At 68.1% G+C, this 22,650-nt stretch carries 22 protein-coding genes; 12 read left to right on the forward strand and 10 right to left on the reverse strand.

What is annotated here, in order from left to right; translation table 11 throughout:
• Positions 1-155: 155 nt before the first annotated feature.
• Positions 156-809, reverse strand: coding sequence for an arsenate reductase ArsC (locus ACBJ32_RS36440; RefSeq protein ID WP_375130605.1), 654 nt, complete (start codon positions 807-809; stop codon positions 156-158).
• Positions 810-1,132: 323 nt separating this feature from the next.
• Here ACBJ32_RS36440 and ACBJ32_RS36445 point away from each other — a divergent pair, with 323 nt between their 5' ends.
• The 5 genes from ACBJ32_RS36445 to ACBJ32_RS36465 all read left to right on the forward strand — a co-directional run bounded on the left by ACBJ32_RS36445 (position 1,133) and on the right by ACBJ32_RS36465 (position 6,088).
• Positions 1,133-1,474: an ArsR/SmtB family transcription factor gene (locus ACBJ32_RS36445; RefSeq protein WP_375130606.1), complete on the forward strand. Its 342-nt coding sequence runs from the start codon at positions 1,133-1,135 to the stop codon at positions 1,472-1,474.
• 26 nt (positions 1,475-1,500) lie between these two features.
• Positions 1,501-2,610 carry an ACR3 family arsenite efflux transporter gene (gene arsB, locus ACBJ32_RS36450; RefSeq protein ID WP_375130607.1) on the forward strand — a complete coding sequence of 370 codons (1,110 nt, stop codon included), beginning with the start codon at positions 1,501-1,503 and terminating at the stop codon, positions 2,608-2,610.
• A gap of 4 nt (positions 2,611-2,614) precedes the next feature.
• Entirely contained in the window at positions 2,615-3,016 is a 402-nt protein-coding gene (locus ACBJ32_RS36455; protein WP_375130636.1) for an arsenate reductase ArsC, read from the forward strand.
• A gap of 22 nt (positions 3,017-3,038) precedes the next feature.
• Positions 3,039-4,391, forward strand: coding sequence for an FAD-dependent oxidoreductase (locus tag ACBJ32_RS36460; protein WP_375130608.1), 1,353 nt, complete (start codon positions 3,039-3,041; stop codon positions 4,389-4,391).
• A 203-nt stretch (positions 4,392-4,594) separates the two neighbouring features.
• The gene (locus tag ACBJ32_RS36465) at positions 4,595-6,088 is read left to right on the forward strand and encodes an alkaline phosphatase PhoX (protein ID WP_375130609.1); all 1,494 of its coding nucleotides are present in this window, start codon (positions 4,595-4,597) and stop codon (positions 6,086-6,088) included.
• Positions 6,089-6,314: 226 nt separating this feature from the next.
• On the opposite strand, the gene ACBJ32_RS36470 is transcribed toward ACBJ32_RS36465, so the two are convergent.
• The 6 genes from ACBJ32_RS36470 to ACBJ32_RS36495 all read right to left on the reverse strand — a co-directional run bounded on the left by ACBJ32_RS36470 (position 6,315) and on the right by ACBJ32_RS36495 (position 11,255).
• Positions 6,315-6,689: a metalloregulator ArsR/SmtB family transcription factor gene (locus ACBJ32_RS36470; RefSeq protein ID WP_375130637.1), complete on the reverse strand. Its 375-nt coding sequence runs from the start codon at positions 6,687-6,689 to the stop codon at positions 6,315-6,317.
• 112 nt (positions 6,690-6,801) lie between these two features.
• The gene (locus ACBJ32_RS36475; protein ID WP_375130610.1) at positions 6,802-7,551 is read right to left on the reverse strand and encodes a response regulator transcription factor; all 750 of its coding nucleotides are present in this window, start codon (positions 7,549-7,551) and stop codon (positions 6,802-6,804) included.
• Positions 7,552-7,573: 22 nt separating this feature from the next.
• The gene (gene pstB / locus ACBJ32_RS36480; RefSeq protein ID WP_375130611.1) at positions 7,574-8,410 is read right to left on the reverse strand and encodes a phosphate ABC transporter ATP-binding protein PstB; all 837 of its coding nucleotides are present in this window, start codon (positions 8,408-8,410) and stop codon (positions 7,574-7,576) included.
• A 9-nt stretch (positions 8,411-8,419) separates the two neighbouring features.
• Complete coding sequence (gene pstA, locus ACBJ32_RS36485; protein WP_375130612.1) at positions 8,420-9,313, reverse strand: phosphate ABC transporter permease PstA; 894 nt, start codon at positions 9,311-9,313, stop codon at positions 8,420-8,422.
• Complete coding sequence (gene pstC / locus ACBJ32_RS36490; RefSeq protein ID WP_375130613.1) at positions 9,310-10,257, reverse strand: phosphate ABC transporter permease subunit PstC; 948 nt, start codon at positions 10,255-10,257, stop codon at positions 9,310-9,312. Before pstC ends, pstA begins: the two co-directional genes overlap by 4 nt.
• Entirely contained in the window at positions 10,254-11,255 is a 1,002-nt protein-coding gene (locus tag ACBJ32_RS36495) for a PstS family phosphate ABC transporter substrate-binding protein (RefSeq protein WP_375130614.1), read from the reverse strand. Before ACBJ32_RS36495 ends, pstC begins: the two co-directional genes overlap by 4 nt.
• Before the next feature lie 324 nt (positions 11,256-11,579).
• On the opposite strand from ACBJ32_RS36495, the gene ACBJ32_RS36500 reads away from it, so the two are divergent.
• Positions 11,580-11,933, forward strand: a complete 354-nt coding sequence (locus ACBJ32_RS36500) for an ArsR/SmtB family transcription factor (protein ID WP_375130615.1) — start codon at positions 11,580-11,582, stop codon at positions 11,931-11,933.
• Between the two features lie 60 nt (positions 11,934-11,993).
• Positions 11,994-12,365: an ArsR/SmtB family transcription factor gene (locus ACBJ32_RS36505; protein ID WP_375130616.1), complete on the forward strand. Its 372-nt coding sequence runs from the start codon at positions 11,994-11,996 to the stop codon at positions 12,363-12,365.
• Positions 12,366-13,164: 799 nt separating this feature from the next.
• On the opposite strand, the gene ACBJ32_RS36510 is transcribed toward ACBJ32_RS36505, so the two are convergent.
• The gene (locus ACBJ32_RS36510) at positions 13,165-14,394 is read right to left on the reverse strand and encodes a GNAT family N-acetyltransferase (protein WP_375130617.1); all 1,230 of its coding nucleotides are present in this window, start codon (positions 14,392-14,394) and stop codon (positions 13,165-13,167) included.
• 9 nt (positions 14,395-14,403) lie between these two features.
• Positions 14,404-14,739 carry an ArsR/SmtB family transcription factor gene (locus tag ACBJ32_RS36515; protein WP_375130618.1) on the reverse strand — a complete coding sequence of 112 codons (336 nt, stop codon included), beginning with the start codon at positions 14,737-14,739 and terminating at the stop codon, positions 14,404-14,406.
• Positions 14,740-15,098: 359 nt separating this feature from the next.
• Here ACBJ32_RS36515 and ACBJ32_RS36520 point away from each other — a divergent pair, with 359 nt between their 5' ends.
• Genes ACBJ32_RS36520 through ACBJ32_RS36530 form a run of 3 tightly spaced genes read left to right on the forward strand, consistent with a single transcriptional unit; the run spans position 15,099 to position 19,339 of the window.
• The gene (locus ACBJ32_RS36520) at positions 15,099-16,673 is read left to right on the forward strand and encodes a hypothetical protein (RefSeq protein ID WP_375130619.1); all 1,575 of its coding nucleotides are present in this window, start codon (positions 15,099-15,101) and stop codon (positions 16,671-16,673) included.
• A 21-nt stretch (positions 16,674-16,694) separates the two neighbouring features.
• Complete coding sequence (locus ACBJ32_RS36525) at positions 16,695-17,936, forward strand: hypothetical protein (RefSeq protein WP_375130620.1); 1,242 nt, start codon at positions 16,695-16,697, stop codon at positions 17,934-17,936.
• A 56-nt stretch (positions 17,937-17,992) separates the two neighbouring features.
• Positions 17,993-19,339 carry a caspase family protein gene (locus ACBJ32_RS36530; RefSeq protein WP_375130621.1) on the forward strand — a complete coding sequence of 449 codons (1,347 nt, stop codon included), beginning with the start codon at positions 17,993-17,995 and terminating at the stop codon, positions 19,337-19,339.
• Between the two features lie 135 nt (positions 19,340-19,474).
• Here the strand turns inward: ACBJ32_RS36530 and ACBJ32_RS36535 are convergent, their stop codons facing one another.
• The gene (locus ACBJ32_RS36535; RefSeq protein WP_375130622.1) at positions 19,475-20,074 is read right to left on the reverse strand and encodes a hypothetical protein; all 600 of its coding nucleotides are present in this window, start codon (positions 20,072-20,074) and stop codon (positions 19,475-19,477) included.
• Between the two features lie 74 nt (positions 20,075-20,148).
• On the opposite strand from ACBJ32_RS36535, the gene ACBJ32_RS36540 reads away from it, so the two are divergent.
• Positions 20,149-21,345 carry a hypothetical protein gene (locus tag ACBJ32_RS36540; protein WP_375130623.1) on the forward strand — a complete coding sequence of 399 codons (1,197 nt, stop codon included), beginning with the start codon at positions 20,149-20,151 and terminating at the stop codon, positions 21,343-21,345.
• 631 nt (positions 21,346-21,976) lie between these two features.
• Complete coding sequence (locus ACBJ32_RS36545; protein ID WP_375130638.1) at positions 21,977-22,633, forward strand: recombinase family protein; 657 nt, start codon at positions 21,977-21,979, stop codon at positions 22,631-22,633.
• Positions 22,634-22,650: the final 17 nt, after the last annotated feature.

Raw genomic sequence — 22,650 nt, forward strand, 5'->3', positions numbered from 1 at the left:
GACCGGCCCGGCCGGGCGCTGTGAAAGGCTCCATCGAAGCTCATCCCATCGACATCAGGTGGAGAACGCGCTCTCAATATAGACGGATATCGATGTGTTGCAAGGGTGGGGGATGGTCCCCTGCCGCCGATCGACGCCCAGTGATGGCTCGGCGGTCAAGCGGCGGGCACGCCGAGCTCGTCGAGAAGAGCGCGCACGCGGTGCTCGATCTCGTCGCGTATCGGGCGGATCTGCTCCAGCGTCTTGCCCGCCGGGTCGTCCAGTTCCCAGTCCAGGTAGCGCTTGCCGGGGTAGATGGGGCAGGCGTCGCCGCAGCCCATGGTGACCACCACGTCCGCAGCCTGGACGATCTCGGCGGTCCAGGGCTTGGGGAACTCGCCGAGAATGTCGATGCCGCGCTCGCGCATGGCCTCGATGGCGCTGGGGTTGATCTCGTCGACGGGGTCGGATCCGCCCGACCAGGCGATCGCACGACCTGCGGCCAGCCGGGTGAACAGGCCGAGCGCCATCTGGGAGCGGCCGGCGTTGTGCACGCACAAGAACAGCACGATCGGGGTGCCCGCGTCGTCTTCGCCTTCGACGCGCGCCAGGGCCCGCAAGCGCTGGCGGGCGAAGCGCTCGGCCAGCAGCGGCAGGAAGTGCGCCACCGTGGCCCGGCCGGCGAACTGGTCATAGCTGGTGTGCAGGAAGCGTTCGATGGTCTCGGTGCCGAACGTCCCGCCGAACTCCTCGCCCAGCCGCCCGGCCGCGCTCGCCAGGGCGAGTTGCTGATCAACAGTCAGATCGTCGCGCTTGTAGGTGCCGTTCATGAGCACTCCCATCCATTCGCATCGATAGGCATCTATGTGATGGAGCTCATGCTGACATCGGCGATGGACCGGCAGACGAAGGGAAGATGAACAGTTTCCTCGCCGCCCGGCGCCCGCGAGGGCGGACACCACTTGCGTGGCAGCCGGGCGAGATCTGCTCCCACCGCGCCTTGGGGCGGCCGCCCGCGCGCGGCGGACTTACTGGCCATTGCCTCCTCTGCGATCCAGGTCGCGGTCAAGGGCAGGGGGCTGGGTTGACAAGGATGTATAGACATATGTCAATATGGAGCCGAGTTCGACAAACGTCTATATCAGGGGGTCACGTGGAGCCGCTGCCGATCCTGGAGTGCAGCCCACCGTTGGTGCGCGAGCAACTCGACACCGGCAAGGCCGCCGAGCTCGCCCGCGTCTTCAAGGCCCTGGGTGATCCGGTCCGGCTGCGCATCCTGTCGATCGTGGGCGCCCATGAGGGTGGCGAAGCATGTGTCTGCGACATCACCGACGTCTTCGACCTGACCCAGCCGACGATCAGCCACCACCTGAAGGTGCTGCGCGATGTCGGCCTGCTCACCTCCGAGCGGCGTGGCTCCTGGATCTACTACCGGCTCGTCCCCGACAGCCTGGCCCAGTTGTCTGCTCTGCTGAACGTCCCCGCCACGGTCTGACGGCCGCCCGACCACGAAAGAACGACATGTCTTCGGATGCTGCCCGCGCTCAGGCGCCCGCGCAGGAGATCACCACGGCCGTCGTCGGCCGCCTGTCGGTGCTGGACCGGTTCCTGCCGGTGTGGATCGGCGCGGCCATGGCCGCCGGACTGCTGCTCGGCCGGTTCGTCCCGGGCCTGGACACGGCACTGGAGGCGGTGAAGATCGGCGAGATCTCGCTGCCGATCGCGCTCGGCCTGCTGCTGATGATGTACCCGGTGCTGGCCAAGGTCCGCTACGACCGGCTCGACACCGTCACCGGCGACCGCCGCATGCTGATCTCCTCCCTGCTGCTGAACTGGATCGCCGGCCCGGCGCTGATGTTCGCGCTGGCCTGGACCTTCCTGCCCGACCTGCCCGAATACCGCACCGGCCTGATCATCGTCGGCCTGGCCCGGTGCATCGCCATGGTGCTCATCTGGAACGACCTCGCGTGCGGCGACCGCGAATCGGCCGCCGTGCTGGTCGCGATCAACTCCGTCTTCCAGGTGATCGCGTTCGGCGCACTCGGCTGGTTCTACCTCCAGGTGCTGCCCGGCTGGCTCGGCCTGCCCGAGGCCGCGCTGGACGTGTCGATGTGGGACATCGCCCAGTACGTGCTCATCTTCCTCGGCATCCCGCTGCTGGCCGGCTACCTGACCCGCACCTGGGGCGAACGCGCCAGGGGCCGCACCTGGTACGAGGAACGCCTCCTGCCCAGGATCGGCCCGCTGGCCCTGTACGGGCTGCTGTTCACCATCGTCATCCTGTTCGCCCTGCAGGGCCACACCATCAGCGAGCGCCCCCTGGACGTGGCCCGCATCGCGCTCCCCCTGCTGGCCTACTTCCTCGTCATGTGGGGCGGCTCGTTCCTGGCCGGCCGCGCAATCGGCCTGTCCTACGAGCGCACCACCACGCTCGCCTTCACCGCCGCCGGCAACAACTTCGAGCTGGCCATCGCCGTGGCCGTCGGCGTCTTCGGCGTCACCTCCGGCCAGGCCCTGGCCGGCGTGGTCGGCCCGCTCATCGAGGTCCCCGTCCTGGTCGGCCTGGTCTACGTCAGCCTGGCCGGCCGCCGCCTGTTCACCACCGCGCCCAAGGAGCCGATTCGTGGCTGAGAAGATTTCCGACAAGCCGAGCGTGCTGTTCGTCTGCGTGCACAACGCCGGCCGCTCCCAGATGGCGGCAGGGTGGCTGTCGCACCTGGCCGGCGACCGCATCGAGGTGCGTTCGGCAGGGTCGGCGCCCGCCGACCAGGTCAACCCGGTCGCGGTCGACGCTATGCGTGAGGTGGGCATCGACATCACCGCCGAGCAACCCAAGATCCTCACCGTCGACGCGGTCGAGGCCTCCGACGTGGTGATCACGATGGGCTGCGGCGACGCCTGCCCGATCTTCCCCGGCAAGCGGTACGAGGACTGGAAGCTGGAGGACCCTGCCGGCCAGGGCATCGAGGCGGTCCGGGCCATCCGCGATCAGATCCGTACCCGCATCGACAAGCTCATCGGCGAGCTGACCGGCTGACCGGTCCAGAAAGACGAGCACCATGCGCCTGCTGATCATCGGGGGCAGCGATGCGGGGATCGAGGCCGGCCTGGGCGCGCGCGCCACAGACGACAGCATCGAGGTAAACCTGCTGGTCGCCGACCACTACCCGAACTACTCCATCTGCGGCATCCCCTACCACGTCTCCGGCGAGGTGCCGCAGGCCCGAAACCTGGCCCACCGCGGCGCCGAGGAGCTGAAGGCAGCCGGACTGCAGCTGCACCTCGGCGAGCGGGCCGTGGCCGTCGACGCCGCCGCGCACACCGTCACCACCGCCTCCGGCCGGCGGCACGACTACGATCGGCTCGTCGTGGCCACCGGCGCCCGCCCCCAGAGGCCGCCGATCGCCGGACTGGACGCGCTCGGCCCCGAGGATGGCGTGCACGAGTTGCACACCATGGACGACACCGCCAACCTCATGGCTTCGCTGAAGCGGCCCGGCATGCGCACGGCCATCGTCATCGGCGCCGGCTACATCGGCCTGGAGATGGCCGAAGCCCTGACCACCCGCGGCCTGCAGGTGACCGTGCTGGAGCGCTTCGACCAGGTGATGGCCCGCTCCCTGGACGCCGGCCAGGCCGCCCACCTGACCGCCGAGCTGACCGGCAACGGCGTGGCCGTCCACTGCGGCGTCACCGTGGCCGCCATCGCCCGCCGCGATGACGGCGGCCTGAGGGCGAGCGACCAGGACGGCCAGCGGTACGACGGCGACCTGGTTCTGGTCGTCACGGGCGTACGGCCGGACACCGACCTGGCCACCGCGGCCGGAGCCGAGACCGGAGCGGGTGGGGCGCTGGCCGTCGACCGCCGGATGCGCACCACCCTCCCGGACATCTACGCGGCCGGCGACTGCGTGCACACCCACCACCGCCTGCTGGAGCAGCCGGCCTACCTCCCGCTCGGCACCACCGCGCACAAGCAGGGCCGCGTCGCCGGTGAGAACGCCGCCGGCGGCAACCGGATCTTCGCCGGCGTGCTCGGCACCCAGGTGGTCAAGGTCTTCGACCTGGTGGCCGCCGCCACCGGCCTGCGCGACACCGAAGCCGCCGAGGCGGGGCTGTCGCCGCTGACCGTGGCGGCCACCGCCGACGACCACAAGGCGTACTACCCTGGCGCCACCCCGATCCAGGTCCGCCTCACCGGCGACCGCACCACCGGGCGGCTGCTCGGCGGCCAGCTGATCGGACGCCGCGGCGCCGTGATCGCCAAACGCATCGACATCCTGGCCACCGGCATCCACCACGGCATCACCATCGGCGCACTTCTCGACCTGGACCTCGCCTACACCCCGCCGCTCGGCAGCCCGTGGGACGCCCTGCAGCACGCGGCCCGCCACTGGCTGACGCAGGCGTAGCACGCATCCGGAAACCGCGGCTGTGACAGCGCGGGTGGTGGCCCGGCCGCCGAGCTCATCAGCCGGCAGCCCGGAGACACAGGCGTTGCGGGCGACATCTGTCCATCAAAGCGTGTTCATCGGGTGATCTCCGGACAGACACATAGATGTCTGTCAATACTTGAAGGATCGAGTGGCTCTGATCCTTCATGAGGGGAATCATCATGGATTCCGTAGACCGCAGGTCCTTCCTGGCCACCACCGGCGGCGCCTTGGCCGCCGGGGTCGCGACGACCACGCTCGGCGGGCACGCCGCCTGGGCCGAGGACGGCCGCGCCCCCTTCCACCCGGACAAGGTCGGCTATGGCCAGCTGCGCCGCACCAAGTCCCGCAACACCGGGGAGGAACTGCTCGCGCTGCCCGCCGGATTCTCCTACATCGTCCTCGGCAAGACCGGCACCCCGATGAGCGACGGGGTGCCCACGCCGATCGCGCACGACGGGATGGCGGCCTTCCCCGGTAGCCGCCGCCACACCGTCCGCCTCATCCGCAACCACGAGGTCCGCACCACGCCCGGCTCCCCGACCGGTCGCGTGTACGTCGAAGGCTCCGAGCGCTACGACGAGCTCGGCGTGGCCGGCACCACCACGCTGGAGGTGGACCTGCGCAGCGGCGAGGTGCTCAGCCACTTCGTCAGCCTCAACGGCACGATCGTCAACTGCGCCGGCGGCATGATGATCCACCAGCGCGGCTGGCTCACCTGCGAGGAGACCACCGCCGGCCCCGCGCAGGGCTGGCAACGCAAGCACGGCTACATCTACGAGGTGCCGCTGCAGGGCCCCAAGCCCGGCAAGCCTGCAGCGTCCCAGCCGCTGACGGCGATGGGCCGCTTCTCTCATGAGGCCGTCGCGGTGGACCCGCGCACCGGGTATGTGTACGAGACCGAGGACGACTCCGGCAAGCCCGACGGCTTCTACCGCTTCCGCCCCCGGGACCCGCGCAACCTGGCCGCCGGTGGTGTGCTGGAGATGCTCAAGATCCGGGGCCGCGATGGCTACGACTGCCGCGAAGGCCAGAAGATGGGCGCCCGGCTGCCGGTCGAGTGGGTGCGCATCGACGACCCCGACCCCGACCTGGAAGGCGGCGCTCAGACCTGCACCCAGCAGGGGCTCGCGAAGGGCGGCGCGAAGTTCAACCGCCTGGAGGGCTGCTGGTACGGCGATGGCAGCGTCTTCTTCAACTCCACCAGCGGCGGCGACGCCAAGAACGGCGACGCACCGAACGCTGACGGCTTCGTCGAAGGCTACGGTCAGGTGTGGCAGTACATCCCCGGCCGGTATGACGGCGGGCGTGACGGCGGCACGCTCGTCCTGGTGTATGAGTCGCCCGGCCGCAAGATGCTCGACTCGCCGGACAACCTCGTCTTCACCCCGCGCGGCGGCATCGTGTTGTGCGAGGACGACGCCTCCGACGCCGACGCCGACCCGCACCCGCTCGCACCCGGCCTGGCCAACGTCAACCGGCTGATCGGCCTGGATCCGGGCGGCCAGCCGTTCGAGTTCGCGGTCAACATCAGCGACGACAGCGAGTTCGCGGGCGCCTGCTTCAGCCCGGACGGCTCGGCCATGTTCGTCAACACCCTGGGCAGCACCACCGCACTGGAGCCGCCCGGCCGTACCTACGCCATCCGCGGCCCCTGGCAGCGCGGACCCCTGTAGACGCCCCCGAGGGGGCGAGGGCCCGGCCCTGCCGGGCGGCCCTCGCCGGCACGAATCGCGCCCGTCGGTGCCGAGCGTGCCGGAGCCGTCGAGGAACGCGGGCGCGATGATCGCAGGGACGGTGATCGCCCAACTGTCGGCGTCGTTGTGTCCGGCTCCGGCACGCGGACCTCCAAGACAGCCGGAGTGGTTCAGGTACGGCAACCAGGGCGGGGAAGCGTCATCGTCATGGCCTGGCGCCAGGCGGGTCGTCCAGCAGTTGCACCAGGTGCTGGAACAGGTCCTGCCCGGCCGACGTCACCCAGTAGAAGGAGCGCACACCCGTCCTTTCATGGCCCACCAGGCCGGCGTCGCGCAGCACCTTCAGATGGTGGCTGATCGTCGGTTCGGCCAGCTCAAAGGCGGTGGTGAGCTCGTGCACGCCCGCTCTGCCGTGCTCGTGGGTGAGCAGGATGCTCATCAGGCGCAGGCGGGCCGGGTCGGCCAGTACACGCAGCCGGCGTGCCAGGTCGGCGGCCAGCTGCGCAGGAATCGGCGGACCGGCCGCTGAGCCGGAACAGGCCTCAGCGGCAGGCAGGAGGGGCCGCCCCACCTCATACATAGACACTCATCTATTTTTGGGGGTGTGGGGGCGGCATGTCCAGTGGTGCCGGCGAGCCCTCGCGAGCAATCCCCGGTTTGCGGCGGGTGGCCAGGCCCAGCCGGCGGCACTCTCAGGCGTCCTGGGCCGGGTCGTCGGGCAGCGCGTAGCGGTAGCCGAGGCCGCGCACGGTGTGGATGCGGGCAGGATTCTTCTCGTCGTCGCCGATCCGGCGGCGCAGGCGTTTGATGTGCACGGCGATGGTGTTGTTGGGCGGGGAGACGGTGCTGTGCCACACGTGGCGGCTGATCTCGTGCCGGGTGACCACCCGGCCGGCGTTCTTCATAAGGTAGGCGAGCAGTTCGAACTCGCGCAGCGGCACGTGGACGGGTTCGCCGGCCACCCGGACCACGTGGGCCAGTTCGTCCAGTTCCACCTCGCCGACCCGCAGCGGTTCTTCCGAGCCGGGCGCGACCTGCAGGAGTGGCAGCAGTTCCGGGATGCGGTACGGCCGGGCCACGCACGCGCTCGCGCCCGCCTGCAGGGCCCGCATCGCGATCTCGGCGTCGTCGGCCCCGACACCGAAGATGATCCGCAGGTCCATGCGCCGGCGCAGGGTGGCGATGAGCGTGACCGCGTCGATGCCGGGCAGGTCCGCGCCCAGCAGCAGGATGTCGGGCTGCTCGGCGCCGATACGCAGCAGCGCCTCCATGCCGTCGCTGCAGTGCAGGACCGTGACCCCGTGCTCGGCCAGGCCGTCCAGTTCTGCGCGCGGGTCGGCGACCAGCAGCAGGGGCCCGGTCCTGGTGCTCTCCTTGCTGCTGCGCGGGGCGGGCAGCGACACTGCGGCAGTGGCAGCAGCAGCGGCATTGGCGCGGCTCATGGGTGCTCGGCTCTCCTTCTGCTCAGCCGAAGCGTCCGGTGATGTAGCCCTCGGTTCGCTTGTCGGCGGGGTTGCTGAAGATGCGTGCGGTGTTGTCGAACTCGACGAGGCGGCCGTGCCGCACGCCCTTGTCGTCGACCTCGGCGGTGAAGAAGGCGGTGCGTTCCGACACCCGGGCGGCCTGCTGCATGTTGTGGGTGACGATCACGATCGTGTAGTCGCGTGACAGGACCTGCATGAGGTCCTCGATCTTGGTGGTGGCGATCGGGTCGAGCGCGGAGCAGGGCTCGTCCATGAGGATCACGTCGGGCTTGACCGCGATGGCGCGGGCGATGCACAAGCGCTGCTGCTGGCCGCCGGACAGGGCCAGGGCGTTCTGCTTGAGCTTGTCCTTGACCTCGTCCCACAGGGCCGCCCGGTGCAGCGCCTCCTCGACCACGTCGTCCAGGCCCCGGCGTTGGCCGTTGATGCGGGGGCCGTAGGCGATGTTGTCGTAGATCGACTTGGGGAACGGGTTGGGCTTCTGGAACACCATCCCGATCCGGCGGCGCACCTCGATGGGGTCGACGCTCTCGCCGTAGAGGTCCTCGGTGTAGTACGTGATCTTGCCCGCGACGCGGGCGTCCAGGATGAGGTCGTTCATCCGGTTCAAGCAGCGCAGCACGGTGCTCTTGCCGCAACCGGACGGACCGATCAGCGCGGTGATCTCCCTGGGGGCGATGCGCATGTTCACGCCGCGCACCGCCTCGTAGTCGCCGTAGAAGACCGACAGGTCCTCCAGGGTGAAGACCGGGTCCAGGATGTCACCCAGTTCTCTGGTCACGTCGTCGCCGGCCTTCACTGTGATGTCGGAGCTCATGGAAAGGGTTCACCACCGCTTCTGGGAGCGATTACGGACGAAGATGGCAATGGAGTTCATCGCGATGATCACGACGAGCAGGAGCACGATCGCCGCCGAGGACAGGTCGTGGAACTCGGTACGGGACTGGCTGATCCAGCCGTAGATCTGGATCGGCAGCACGGTGTAGCCGCTGAGCAGCCCGTCGGGGGTGTAGGCGACGTAGGTCAGGCCGCCGAGCAGCAGCAGCGGCGCCGCCTCACCCGCCGCCCGCGACAGAGCCAGGATCGAGCCGGTGGCCATACCGGGCACCGCCGAGGGCAGCACCTGCCGCCAGATCGTCTGCCACTTGGTCGCGCCGAGCCCGTAGGAGGCGTTCCTGATCGAGTTCGGAACCGCGCGGATCGCCTCGCGGGAGGCGATGATGACGATCGGCAGGACCAGCAGCGACAGCGTGATCGAGGCGGTGATGACGGTGGTGCCGAAACCGAAGCCGCGGGCGATGATGCCCAGGCCGAGGATGCCGTAGACGATGGACGGGATGGCGGCCAGGTTGGCGATGTTCAGCTCGATCAGCCGGTTGTACCAGCGGCGGTGGTCGGCGTACTCCTCCAGGTAGATCGCGCCCAGGATGCCGACCGGCAGGCAGAACACCGCGGTCATGCCGATCACCCACAGGCTGCCGAACAGCGCCGACCTCGCGCCCGCCCGCTCGGGTCGACGGATGGAGGGGAAGTTCTCCCACAGCCGGGGGTCGAGACGGGACCAGCCCTTGTAGACGACATAGACCAGCAGCGTCACCAGGAACGCCACCGCGATGAACATGCACAGACGCAGCAGCAGCTTGAAGGCCACGTCGGCCCAGGGAACGCCTTTGCGGGCGAGCAATGGCGTGCGCTGGCCGGGAAGGGTGGGGGCGGTCATTCGTACACCTCCCGGAAACGGCGCACCAGGCGGGCGCTGATGAAGTTCATCGCGAACGTGATCAGGAACAGCAGGGCGCCGACGGCGAAGATGGTCTTGTAGTCGAGCGAGGCGGTCGGCAGGTCGCCTGAGCCGGCCTGGGCGATGAAGCCGGTCATCGTCTGCATGGCGTCCAGCGGGTTGAACGACAGCGCGGGCTTGTTGCCCGACGCGATCGCCACGATCATCGTCTCGCCGATGGCGCGGGAGATGGCCAGCACGAACGAGGCCACCACGCCCGACAGTGCGGCCGGCAGCACCACGCGCACGGCCACCAGCCGGGTCGACGATCCCAGCGCGTAGGCGCCGTCGCGCAGGCCGCGGGGCACGGCCGACATGGCGTCCTCCGACAACGACGCCACGGTCGGGACGATCATCACGCCCATCACCAGCCCCGCCGACAGGGCGTTGAAGATGTCGGGCTGCAGACCGGCCGGAAGGTAGGCCTGCAGGGTGGGCGTGACGAAGCGCAGGGCGAAGAACCCGTACACCACGGTCGGCACGCCGGCCAGGACCTCCAGGACCGGTTTGAAGATCTTGCGGGTGCGGGCGTGGGCGTACTCGCTCAGGTAGAGAGCGGCGCCCAGGCCGAGCGGGATCGCCACCACGATGGCGATGATCGTGATGAGGAACGTCGCGGCGACCAGCGGCAGCACGCCGTACGCGGGCGGTTCGAACAGCGGCGCCCACTGGGTCGTGGTGAAGAACTCCGCGAAGCCGACCGCCTCGAAGAACTCGATCGTGGGCGGCACCAGCGAGACCACGATGCCCGCGGTGGTGGCCACCGACACCAGCGCGGCGGCCACCAGCACGACCTGCACCGTGCGTTCCCCGTAGCGCGAACGCGCCCTCCCCAGCGGCCCCTTCGGGCCGGGAGGGGAGGACGCGGTATCGGTGGTGCTCATCCGCCGGCCTGGGCCTTCAGCTTGTCCAGGTCGGCCTTCAGCTCCGTCTCCTGCTGGGCGTTCAGCGGGATGAACTTGGCGTCCTCGGCGATCTGCTTGTGGTTGGCCACGTAGTACTCGACGAAGGCGAGCACTTCCGGCCTCTTGAGGGATTCGGCCTTGGGGTAGATGAACAGCGGCCGCGAGAGCGGCTTGTAGGTGCCGTCCTGCGCCGCCTGCACGCTCGGGCCGACGCAGCCGTCGCCGCCGTCGATCTGCACGGCCTTGAGCTTGTCGGCGTTCTCCTCGAAGTAGGAGAAGCCGAAGTAGCCCAGGCCGCCCTTGGAGCCGGCCACGCCCTGGACGGTGACGTTGTCGTCCTCGCTGGGGCTGTAGTCGGTGCGGCTCTTGCCCTCCTCACCGTTGATCACGTCGGTGAAGTAGTCGAAGGTGCCCGAGTCGGTGCCGGCGCCGAACAGCTTGAGCGGCTCGTTCGGGAACTTGGGGTCGATCTGGTTCCAGTTGTTCACCTTGGAACCGGGCTCCCACATCTTCTTGAGCTGGTCGACGGTCAGGCAGGTGGCCCAGGTGTTGTCCTTGTGCACCACGACGGTCAGGGCGTCGTTGGCGACGGAGAACTCCTCGTAGGCGATGTTCTTGGCCTGGCAGGCCGTCTTCTCCTCGTCCTTGATCGGGCGTGAGGCGTTGGAGATGTCGGTCTCGCCGTTGCAGAACTTCTCGAAGCCGCCGCCGGTGCCCGAGGTGCCGACCGTGACCCGCACCTTGGCCTGCTGCTCGGCGAACAACTCGGCCGCCGCCGTGGACAGGGGCGCAACCGTGGACGAGCCATCGACCTTCACGTCACCGGACAGTTCCTTGGCCGCCGTCCCGGCTCCGCCGGTCGCCTCGGCGCCGGTGGTGCCGCCCGGGTTCTGGTTGTTGCCGCCGCAGGCCGCCAGCGCGACAGCGCACACCGCCACCGCAAGCAAGGCACGCGCCGTCCGCACTCGATCTCTCACGATCTATCCCTTTTCCTCGATACAAGGCCCGGCCCCGACCAGGCTCCATCACCCACGCATCGAAGCTCGCCTATGTGAACAACCGGCAAACACGGGCTGATCTGGCGATAAATTCATCGACCTATATCAATGTGTTAGCTTGCTCGCCGCAATCAGGGCACGGTCCGATGGGTAGCGGCATCCACAGTCTCCTCCGCACACCACCCGCCGCCGCGACCCTGCTCGCCGCACCGGAACAGCGAGCCGGCGCAGCTCATGGCGGGCGTCAGAATTCGATCACCTTCTGATCACTCATCGGCCACCATCGATCCATACACTTGATTGGTGCACCAGGACGAGATCACCCTTGCCCGCCGGACAGAGCCCGACGACTGCCAGGCCGGCGTCGCCGCCGAACCGCTCTCACGGGCACAGGCCGAACAACTCGCCGGCGCGTTGAAGGCCGTCGCGGACCCCACCCGGCTGCAGCTGATCAGCATGATCAGCGCAAGCGATGCCGGCGAAGCGTGCGTCTGCGACCTGACCGAACCGCTCGGCCTGTCCCAGCCCACCGTCAGCCACCACCTGAAGATCCTGGTCGACGCCGGGCTGCTGACCCGAGAAAAGCGCGGCAAGTGGGCCTGGTACGCCATCATCCCGCAGCGACTGCACGCCTTGCGGAGCCTCATCCCCCAATGACACCAGCGGGGGCGTTGCGGCTGCTGGACAAACCATATAGACGCCCATCAAGATAGACGTGTGTCTATAAGTCAAGCGGCGGCGCCTCTTCTCCCAGCGGCCCCCTGCTGTGCCGGCTCACACCCGGGACCACCCCTGCCCCGTGCGGCAGCCGTCAGGCTCGCCCAGCAGCTCAAGGTAGCCGCCGACCCCGTACGGCTGCGCATCCTGAGTCTCGTCCTCGCCCACGGGCAGGCCTGGGTTCGCGACATCAACAACGATGTCAACGCCGTCTTCCACCTGCCTACATCCATCGTCGCCCAGCATCTCCAGGCGCTACGGCAAGCCGGCCTGCTCGATGCGCGCCCGCATGGTTCCCAGCTCTTCTATCGGGCCACCCATGACGGCCAAGACCTGCTGTCCCGCCTGCCCCACACACTCGCACGCGTCTGAGCCTGCAGCATCACAACAGGCCGCTGCGGCTGCCTTCGGCCCCATGACGCTGGCCGCGGCTCGGCCTTCATCCGGGACACAGGGCAGCCGACGACAAGGTGAGTTCCGCTTGCAGGGCGGACAGGCGGCAAAGTCTGCGTCGAGCCCGGCCAGGCGGCATCGCAGCAGCCGATCAGCGGGCCCGCCCAGGCACATTCCCGTTTCTCGCGTTGCCGCCAGGCACCGAAAAGCCCCATGCCATCTACTTGTGGGATCTCCATGGCCGTTGACAGACAAGTCATGACCGTCACCGCCGTCCTCTTCGCGGACGCGGTACTCCTCACCGCGATCGATTGGATCTTGGAGCGTGTACGGCACCAGGGCCTGCTCTGCTACGAAGGCAGCCTCCGGTGCATCGGAGGTAACCCGGCCCGCGCGGAGTGGTAGGCGGGGACGCAGTCCCGTACGACCGTCGCCTACACGTCCCTGACGGCCGTGGCCCTGGTTCTGGCGCTGACCGGTGCGCTGGCGTGGAAACGTCGCCGCTGGGGAATCATGCTTGCCCAGAGCACCGGGCTCATCCTGACCTGCGCGTTGATGATCACTTGGAAGCCGTACAGCCACTACGCGAACGTCGGCCCGTCTGTGCTCGGCGGCCGCGTAGCTGTGGCCACACAGCTACGGCTGCCTCAGGCGATCTCCTCGCCTGTTCGCCAGCCCACGCAGAGGACAGCTCAACCGCGTCCACATCGTGTTGCTCCGTACGCCGGAGCAACCTGACGCCACACCCCGGGAGAAGGCCACCCCTGCCCGCCCGGCCTTATCGTCCAGCGCGGTCGCTGCGGCGTTCGAGCAGGACCGTGTCACGCCACAGCCCATGGTGGCTGCCGATGCGCTCGCGGGTGCCCACGACGCGGAAGCCGAGCGCCTGATGCAGCGACAGACTGGCGGCGTTGTCGGGGAAGATGCTCGTCTGGATCGTCCAGACGCCCGCGTCCTCGGCGGCGGCGATGAACGCCGACAGCAGCGCGCGGCCGATGCCGTGCGCCTGGCAGCCGGGGTGGACGTAGATGCTGTGCTCGATCACCCCCGCGTACACCGGGCGGGACGACACCGCCGAGGCAGCCACCCAGCCGAGCACCTCGCCAGAGTCGCCATCGGTCGCCACGTACCCCAGTTGCGGCAACCGGCTCGCGGTGAACCCTTCCCAGCTGGGGGCGGTGGTCTCGAAGCTGGCCTGGCCGGTGTCCAGCCCGTGCTGGTAGATCGCCAGCACCTCGGCGGCGTCGCCCTCGCGCATCGGCCGGATCTCCAGGCCGGGCCCGATGGCGGGCTTGACTGCCTGGACGATGGCCGAGTGCACCCCGTCGCCGTGATCGGCGCTCAATGTGATGGCGATCTGGACGAAGCCTGCTGCGGCCAGCAGGTCCCGGTACTCCTGCACGGTGAGCGATCCGGCCGCGCAGCCGATGCGCTGCTCGGCCCGCTGCCGCGCCTGCTCGTCGAGCGCCTGCGTGGTGACGACGTCGCTGACGCCGAACCGGCCGCCGGGCCGCAGCACCCGGAACGCCTCGGCCAGCACCGCCGCCTTGTCGTCGGACAGGTTGATCACGCAGTTGGAGATGACCACGTCGACCGCGTGGCCGGGCAGCGGGATCGCCTCGATCGTGCCGTTCAGGAACCGCACGTTGGACGTGCCCGCCTGCTCGGCGTTGCGCCGGGCCAGCTCCACCATGGCCGGGCTGGCGTCCAGGCCGAAGACGGTGCCGTGCGGGCCGACGCGGCGCGCTGACAGCAGCACGTCGATGCTGCCACCGGAGCCGAGGTCGAGCACCGTCTCCCCGGCGCGGAGTTCGGCGACGGCGACCGGGTTGCCGCACCCCAGGCTGGCCCGGACCGCCCCGTCGGGAAGCTCTGCGGTGTCGTCGTAGCCGGCCGGGCCGAAGCCGCCGTCAGTGAAGGCGGCGGGGTCGCAGTCGGTGATGCGCTGCCCGGTGAGCGCGGTGCGGGCCAGGGCGGAGTAGTGGTCGACGATCTCGTCGTGGGCCATGAGTTCTCCTCAGTCGCAGACCGGCGTGGCCGGCACGGGGTTGCCCATCACCACGTCCGCAGCGGTGGGGAAACAGCTCACGCAGTTCTCGTTGATCCGGTACAGGCTGGAGGTGCCCTGCTTCTCGACCAGGACGAACCGCACCTCGGCCAGGATCTTCAGATGGTGCGAGACCGTGGACTGCCCCACTCCGGAGGCGGCCACGATCTCGCCCACGCTCATCGGCTGGCGCCGCCGCGCCAGCAGCGACACGATCTGGATCCGGGTGGCATCGGCCAGCGCCTTGAACCAGCTGGCATACTCCTCGGCCTCCGCGCGCGGCAAGGGCCCCTTGTTCTCGTTCATCGTCAATCGACGATATTCGATTAAGGAAGAAAGTGGAAGCCCGATGCTATCCCTCCCGAGGGGGCTCTATGTACGTGATAACGGCCTCTTATCCCGTACATGAGCGATCATGGCGGCGCGGCTGTGACCTTGCGTGATAAATGGCGCTATATGTTCAGGCCTGCATGACGTTGAGGAGTCCACGCCTTCCTGCTCGCGCTTCTCAGCCGATCGGAAACGCCTGATTCCCTTGGAGTGGAAGGGTCTTAAGTAGACCAGGGTGGCAGTTTCTAATATCGTGTCAAAAATCGGACCTTGGCATGCTCTTGCTGAGGTGCTTGTGTTGAGGCCATCATCGTCACCAGGGGCAGGAGCATGCGATGAACCTCAAAAACATGATGGCTCGGGTAATAGACGAGCTCTACTCCGGCCTCACCGGGGGGGATGCGGAAATGCCCCTTCCCGGCAACATGCTCATCAATTTCATTCAACCCGGAATGGTCTTCCACCCGAGCGAATTCGACTTCGCCATCGCGGGCCCCTTCTCGGGGCCCTCGCCGCTGACCCTGGACTTCTTCAGGAAGCTGGCCGAGACCATTCAGGGCGACAACCCTGGAATGCCTCGCGACGAGGTCATCAAGCAGGCGAAGGCCATGTACCAGGGATTCCTCCTGGGCACCTGGGAGAACTGGTCCAGGCTCGTCGACTTCATCCCCATCGTTCAATCCGGCCCGGCGCAACATAGCTGGCGGCTCGACCGTGACCAGGGCAAACACCGGCACGCCCAGGTTGTCTACGGGCAGGCCGGCCGTACCCTCTCTCAGGTCTACCGCGACGTGCTCTCGCTCTGCGAGGTGGCCGACGACGACCTCAGCCCGGAAAAGCTGGAAGCCATCCAGAAGATGCGCGCCCTGCTGCAGGAGACCGTGGAGACGACCGATTTCCTGACTGGCGAAAAGCGCACGGTCATCCAGGAGTCGCGCATCCTGAAGACCTACGCCGACTACCGCACCCGCTACGAAAACGCCGTCGTCGACTACGCCACCAGGCTCGCCCGTTCGCAGTCGGGATCGGCCTCCGACCTTATCGAGTGGTCGCGCAGCGGCGGCATCTACCGCTCGCGGGCCCAGCGGGCCAGGGCCGACTGGGAGGCGCAGGGCTACAAGAACGACGTCGAGCGGGCCCAGGCCGTCCTCGACCAGATCCTCGGCACGAGCATGGTGCAGTGGGTGGCCCGGCTCCGTTCCGACGTCGACGAGATCGACGACAACGTCCAGGGTTCCTTCGGCTATCCCTTCTTCCCCGCCACTGTGGTGCCGGGGAGCTTCGCCAGGAACGACGGCTGGACGACCTTCAAGAACCTCGAGCTGCACTCGGCGAGCCAGTACACCAGCACCTCGCGGGGCGACGCCGCGCGCGTGGGCTTCCCCCTCGGGATCGTCAACTTCTCCGGCGGCGGCAGCGGCGGCCGGACGGAGACGGAGATGAGGTTCAAGTCCAGCACGTTCGGCATGGAGTTCGAGTACACCCAGGTCCAGATCGTGCGGCCGTGGTTCAACCCAGGTTTCTTTCCCTCGCGTGGCTGGCGGCTCAAGACCGAGTTCGTGGACAAATACCAGACCGACCGGCTGTCGGACGGCGATCCGGAGGCGCCGACCGGAGCCCTGCCCTGCCATGCGGTCACTGCAATGTTCTTGCGAAATCTCACCATCCACTCCAGCGACCTGGCCAGTTACATGCACACCAAGCGCGACGACATCGCCGCCGGCGGCACCGTAGGTATCGGACCCTTCGTGATCGGCGGCGGCTACCGCCAGTCGAGGGTCAGCAGCGAGTCTTCCTACCAACTGACCGAGACCTCGATCACAATGCGCGCTCTGCAGCTCGTGGCCTTCATGAGCACGCCGACACCGGCGGGGCCCAACCCCTCGTCGGACGTCAAGAAGTGGCTCTGAGCACCGATGCTCCCCGATGGCATGCACGTCGCGATCGCCGCATGGATCGATGCGCGCCGGTCCTATCACGGCTTCCTGTCGGTGCCACCACGGCCGCTGCCCATCCAGCCCTCGCTGCTGGACGCGCTCGTGACGCGGCAGAATCCGGCGGTGGAGGCCGACTTTGCGCTGATGGCCAACTTCGTGCCGCGCCGTGGCCGCCCCGCCGAGCCGTACGGCCCCGCCCGTGCGCTCTGGATCGTCCACCGGGAAACGCTCTCCAGCATGCAGTTCGCGCTGGAGCCGCTGACTCCTCAAGAGGCCGAGGCGCTGGCCCTAGCCCGGGCTTTGCTCTACCCGCGTGACGCCTCGGGACGGCCGACGATTTCGGAGAAACTGCTGGCCTACCGCGAGATGAAGGCGGTGGTGGACCGGCTGGAGCTAGATCAGCGGCCCGCCGAGGAGATCGAGCAGGCCTACGCCGATTGGCTGGCGCTCGGGTTCAAGTCCGAGGTGGAGAACGCACTGGCGCTGCTGGCCCGGCTGGCTAGGCGCTCGTCGGTCGACGACGCCGTGCGCGAGCGCGGCGACCTGGCGGAGGAGACCTTGCCCAGGGCGGGCGAGGTGAGCTTCGCGCCGACGTACTTCGCACCGCTGGCCGCCGCCCAGGAGGCGACCTGGGCAAGAAGCGGGGTCCCCTTCTCCGAACTGCGCGCTGCTGTGCCCGGTGAGCTGACGGGGTTGGGCGGCACCTTCCTCAGCAGCCAGGCCCAGGGGACCTGCGAGTTCGGCTACACCGTGCTGGAGCTCGGCCGGCCCTGGTTCTCCGCAAGCTTGTACGAGGCGGACGACTGGCGGCTCGCGGCGGGTGAGATCGTCTCCGACGGCCTCGGCCGCGCCGGGCTCATGCCGGGATACGTACAGTCGGTCTACGTCGTGGGCATGCAGATCAGCGGCCGCAAGGCTGTGAGCGGGCCGTCCCGGCCGATCACCGTGCGCCCGCCGGGTAACGCCCTGAAATTCCCCCGGACGGGCATCGTGGGAGGCCCCCGCCCGCGCCCAGGCCGGCCGCCACTCGTGATCGGACCACAGCGGCAGTCCTGGCGCCGCTCACCCGTCCTGAGACGCGCCGACTGGATCGAGCAGATCGACAGGATCAGGAGGCTGACACGGTCCGGCACCCCCACCCCCGTACCTCCCGCGCCGTCAGAGTGCCTGATCGTGGGGTTCGGCTGCGTCCAGCTGCCCTCCTCCCCCCGCCCGAACCCCGCCTACACCTGGTGACTTTCCCAAGATCAGAAAGAAGAGTGGTCCCCATGCTGACGTCGCATCGTTTCACCGTGACGCCCACCATTGACACCCGTGCCCGCCTGGAGCTCGTGGCGAGCAACGACAAGCCCATGGGCCGGGGCGAGACGCACCGCAGCGCGGTGCGTGCCGTACAGACCGCGCTGGCCGACCTGAACTCGTCCTACATGCTGTCCGTCGAGGCCGACGGCTTCTACGGCGCGCGCACCGCCACGGCGGTCGAGACGTTCCAGCGTGACTACGGGTTGTTCGCCGACGGCGTCGTCGGCAAGCAGACCATCGTGCAACTGGACGCCATCTACTCGACCGCCGTGAGCCGCCAGCCGATCGGGATCAGCGTGCACATCGGCGTAGACGAGCTGGACGCCGACCACTATGGCGAGTCGTTCGCGCTCCCCTCCTGCGTCAACGACGCGCGCGGCATGGCCTCGCTCGCCGAGGCCGTTGGCTACCGTGCCACGATCTTCGAGAACGAGAACGCCACCGTCGCAAATTTCACCGGGCTCATGCGCTACGCCGCGGCCAACCTGTTCACCGGCGACACGCTCCTGTTCACCTTTTCCGGCCACGGCTCGCAGGTCACCGACAACGGCTCGGACGCCGAGGCCGACGGGCTCGACGAGACCTTCTGCTTCTACGACCGCATGCTGGTCGACGACGAGTTCTACGCGCTGATGGCGGAGCTACAGCGGGGGGTGCGGGTCATCGGCGTCTTCGACTCCTGCCACAGCGGCACCGCCGCCAAGAGGATCGGATCCCCCACCCCGGAGCAGGACCGCCGGCAGCGGCGTGCCGAGCGCCTGGAGCAGATGGAGAAGGCCGCCACGGCCTACGAGGAGAGCACCAAGACCGTGACCTCGGGCGGCGAGAAGTACAGCACCATCCCTCTGGCCGAGGAGGAACTACGCACCCGGCTGGACAAAGATCTGCCCCCGCCCCCACCCCCGCCCGCAGCCGACGGCGCAGGCATCGCCCCGCTCGCGGTCGGCGAGGGGCTCGAGGTACTGGCAGATCTCTACGCCGACGGCACGACCGGCAAGGGCAAGCTGATCGATTCTTTGACCGGCATCTACGACAAGAACCAGGACGTCTACGACTCCGTCAGGGACGCGGCCGGGCCCAAAGAGCAGGCCGAGATCCAGGCAACCATGCTCACGCTGGCCGCCTGCAACGACGCGCAGACCACCCCCGCCGGAAGTGTGTACAGCCTGTTTACCTACAACATCATCACCGCCTGGAACCGCGGCGGTTTCACCGGCAATTACAGCCAGTTCCACCGGGCGCTGCTGGACCGCAGCAGGGCCGACGCGACCCCGGTGCTGACGACGTATGGCAGAGGCGCCGAGAACATGCTCTACGTGCGCCCCTTCTCCACCTGAAGCCGGGCCTGGCGGGGCGTCTGCGAGGGGTGCTCCGCTAGGCGACCACCTCGGTGACGCGGGGGTCAGCGCGGACGGCATAGTGGAGCGGGCCACTGCCCGCGTCGAATTCGCCCCGATGCTCTGAACGTTCCGTCACTCAGCGGCAATCTTGACGTCATAGGCTTTCAAATCTTTGCGGCGCTGCAGCGGCTCGTATCCGAGCCGGATGCGGAAACTGCGTTCAAGATTCTGGCGAGCGTCTCTGGCGACCTCCACGAGATTTCCACACGTGCCCGAGTCGTGTTGCCTGGCATGCTTCAGCATGTCTTCGAGCACTCTTCTCAGTGCGCGTACGTCGCGCCACATCTCTGGCGAGACGTCGAGATTCAGGTGGTGATAAGAGTCGATGAACTCATCACGGGCTTGCACGGCCTCCTGCTCGAGCTGCTCGAGCTGGTCGCGCTGGGAAGGGTCGGCCTTGGACAGTCCGAGCGAGGCCTCGCGCGATCGCCGTTGCGCGACGAGCAGCTTCGCATACGTCGCGCGCAGGGCTTCCCGGCTTTGGTATTCGAGCTGCCGGGCCAGCATGTCGGCCTCGTGTCGCTCCTCGGCCGCCCGCCTCCGGTCGGAGGCGCGGGCCTGGTATCGCGCCACGGCTAGCGCCGCGAAACCGCCCACGAGAAGCGCGGTGAAAAGGGAGTTGAGCGCCCCCGCCACCACCGTCTGCCCGAAATCGAGATCTGCCAGCACCATTGCGGACCTCCGGATACATCACGACGAAACGCGAGCGAACACATCCCAGACACGATCAATTTATGGAGTCCAGCATGAGTGAACCCTATTATGTCCTCCTCGGCCGGCATGCGAAACACACAAGACACCAACTGGTCCGGACCAATCCGGCGGACGCGAATTCTCCCTATCCAACGGAATTGGTCGGTGACCGGCTCCTGGAGCACCTACGTTGGCAGCCGCCCCTGGTGGAGCAGCCAACCGGCCGCATCCGAATCGCCGCCGCCTTCGTCGCCCCCACGCGTGAGGCACGTTCGACGATGGTCCTGCTTGGCCGGACCCTGGGTGACCTTTCGCCGGACCCACGATCCCTGGACGACCTCTCACCGGGCGAAGTCTATTCGGTGACCGTTCCGAACCTCTGTTCGTTCCGCGTGAGCGAGGACGGCCGTCTGGGAGTCGAGCAGGGCCTGAGCGGGCAGAGGAACACAACCCTGATAGAGGATATTCGGGGGACCGCCACGAACACCGCAGGCAAGGAGAACGCCGTCCTGGTCATGGGGCATCAGCCCCAGCTGGGTCGCCTCGCCGACGAACTCGCACGCGACGAGGACGGTCCCGGACGTTTCCACTTGAGGCGGCTGCGGCTGCCGATCGCATCGGGTGAGATCGTATGTCTGGCTTTCGCGGAGCGAGGGGCGGGCCGCCGCCGACGGCGGCCGCGCCTCCTCTGGGCGATCACCCCCTCGGACATCCAGGCAGAGGCGGATCTTCGCGAAAAGATCAAGTCCAAGGTGGAGGTGGCGAAGCTGCTGGGCGGCGTGATCACGCTCTTGCTCGGCGTGCTTCTCACCCTGTTCCTCGACGCAGCGCGCTGGAAGGCGCTCGAAACGGCGGGCGGTCCTGGCCCGGCCGGGGCCCGGCTTGCGGCAGGATTCCTGCTGATGTCCGTCGCCCTCTACCTCGCGACGATCTACGCGTATGATCGCCTCACCATGCCGTCCCGGTTCTGGGCAGAGTCGGTCCCTCTCCCCTTCCGACCTCGCCTCCGGGGACGCGGCCTGGTACGCCGTCCGCCGAGCTCCGCTGCCTGGGTGCTCTACCAGAACATGCAACGAATATGGTGGGGCCTGTTCACCCCGGCCACGATCAGCCTGATGGCGGCCCTTCTCGTGCTCGCGGTCGTCTTTCTCCGCGTCGAAGGTCTCCTGCTGGGCGTCATCGGGCTGGGTGCGCTTGTCGTGGCGGGATTGTGGTTTTGGTTCAGGCCGGTCGTCGGCAGTGAGGACTGACGCCCCGGGCTCCTTCCGCAACGACTTGGCCGGCGCCTACCGGGCGACGGGCGATCGGAGCCGGGCCATCCCCCTGTGCGAGGCGACGTTGGCCGATCGGGAGCAGTCCTGGGCGCAGGCACGGGTTCGGCCGGGCAAGCGGGTGCTAATGATGTCGCCGCTGCGCTTCAACGCCTCGAGCCGACTGTGAGCTGGCGGGGCCTGACCATCCCGACACTCTCTGATGAGCCGCAACAGCCTCGCCATCGCGTACGAGTCTGCCTGCGACCGGAATGAGGCCCATCCCGCAGTTGGAGGCGATGCTGGTCGCCTGCAAGCGAAGTGCTGTGCGCCGAGCACGGGGTCCCCGACGACCTGGCGCCGCAGCAGTACGGCTTCAGGTCGGATGGTTCTCCTGCGCGGCCGTGGGGTTGGGACGACCTGGAGTGGGGTGTCGGAGAATCGAACGTTTTTCGACAAGATCACTTAGATGACTTCGATCCCGTGATCGCCACCGCTAGAGTGTCCAAGAAACGTGTTGAAAAGTTCGAGTGTCCAACAACTCCAACGGCGCCGTTTCTCATACAACGATGCGGTGACGATCACCCCGACTGCCGCCGGAAGCACCGGCACCCCCGCCAATGATCTTGTCATCGAGGATCCGTTGGCCGCCGAACCCGCCAACACCTCCGGCGCCCTGATCGGCTACGCCCGGGTCTCCACCGCTGGCCAGCTTCTCGACCGTCAGACCACCGCGCTCAAGGCAGCCGGATGCATGCGGATCTTCTCCGACAAGAAATCCGGCAAGAACGCCGAACGCGAAGAACTGGCCAAAGCGCTAAACTACCTCCGTGAAGGCGACACCCTCGTGGTGCCCTCCCTGGACCGGCTCGGCCGCTCCCTGCAAGACCTCATCTCGATCGTCGCCGAATTGCGCAAGCGCGGCATCGGCTTCCGCTCCCTGCACGAAGCCCTGGACACCACCACCCCCGGCGGCCGGCTGGTCTTCCACGTCTTCGCCGCGCTCGCGGAGTTCATCCGCGAACTCATCGTCGAAGGCACCCGCGAGGGCCTGCAGGCCGCCCGCGCCCGCGGTCAGCGCCTGGGCCGCCCGCCGGCGATGACCCCCGAGCAGATCCGCCACGCCCGCGACCTGCTCACCCACCCGGGCAACAGCGTCTCCAGCATCGCCCGGCTGCTCGGCGTCAGCCGCTCCACCATCTACAAATACGTGCCCGAGCTCACCACCGGCGACCGGCCGGCCCTGGCCGAGTCCCCGGCCCTCCACCAGCTGACGGGCGACCGGTAGAGCCTGGATCTTCACTC

Origin of the sequence: Nonomuraea sp. GTA35 (assembly GCF_041950525.1) — a bacterium.
Classification (GTDB): Bacteria; Actinomycetota; Actinomycetes; order Streptosporangiales; family Streptosporangiaceae; genus Nonomuraea.

Coding starts and splice junctions, on each gene's coding strand:
- ACBJ32_RS36440 (WP_375130605.1), bottom strand. CDS start 809: ATGAACGGCACCTACAAGCGCGACGATCTGACTGTTGATCAGCAACTC.
- arsB (WP_375130607.1), top strand. CDS start 1,501: ATGTCTTCGGATGCTGCCCGCGCTCAGGCGCCCGCGCAGGAGATCACC.
- ACBJ32_RS36460 (WP_375130608.1), top strand. CDS start 3,039: ATGCGCCTGCTGATCATCGGGGGCAGCGATGCGGGGATCGAGGCCGGC.
- ACBJ32_RS36465 (WP_375130609.1), top strand. CDS start 4,595: ATGGATTCCGTAGACCGCAGGTCCTTCCTGGCCACCACCGGCGGCGCC.
- ACBJ32_RS36470 (WP_375130637.1), bottom strand. CDS start 6,689: ATGTATGAGGTGGGGCGGCCCCTCCTGCCTGCCGCTGAGGCCTGTTCC.
- ACBJ32_RS36475 (WP_375130610.1), bottom strand. CDS start 7,551: ATGAGCCGCGCCAATGCCGCTGCTGCTGCCACTGCCGCAGTGTCGCTG.
- pstB (WP_375130611.1), bottom strand. CDS start 8,410: ATGAGCTCCGACATCACAGTGAAGGCCGGCGACGACGTGACCAGAGAA.
- pstA (WP_375130612.1), bottom strand. CDS start 9,313: ATGACCGCCCCCACCCTTCCCGGCCAGCGCACGCCATTGCTCGCCCGC.
- pstC (WP_375130613.1), bottom strand. CDS start 10,257: ATGAGCACCACCGATACCGCGTCCTCCCCTCCCGGCCCGAAGGGGCCG.
- ACBJ32_RS36510 (WP_375130617.1), bottom strand. CDS start 14,394: ATGGCCCACGACGAGATCGTCGACCACTACTCCGCCCTGGCCCGCACC.
- ACBJ32_RS36515 (WP_375130618.1), bottom strand. CDS start 14,739: ATGAACGAGAACAAGGGGCCCTTGCCGCGCGCGGAGGCCGAGGAGTAT.
- ACBJ32_RS36520 (WP_375130619.1), top strand. CDS start 15,099: ATGAACCTCAAAAACATGATGGCTCGGGTAATAGACGAGCTCTACTCC.
- ACBJ32_RS36525 (WP_375130620.1), top strand. CDS start 16,695: ATGCACGTCGCGATCGCCGCATGGATCGATGCGCGCCGGTCCTATCAC.
- ACBJ32_RS36535 (WP_375130622.1), bottom strand. CDS start 20,074: ATGGTGCTGGCAGATCTCGATTTCGGGCAGACGGTGGTGGCGGGGGCG.
- ACBJ32_RS36540 (WP_375130623.1), top strand. CDS start 20,149: ATGAGTGAACCCTATTATGTCCTCCTCGGCCGGCATGCGAAACACACA.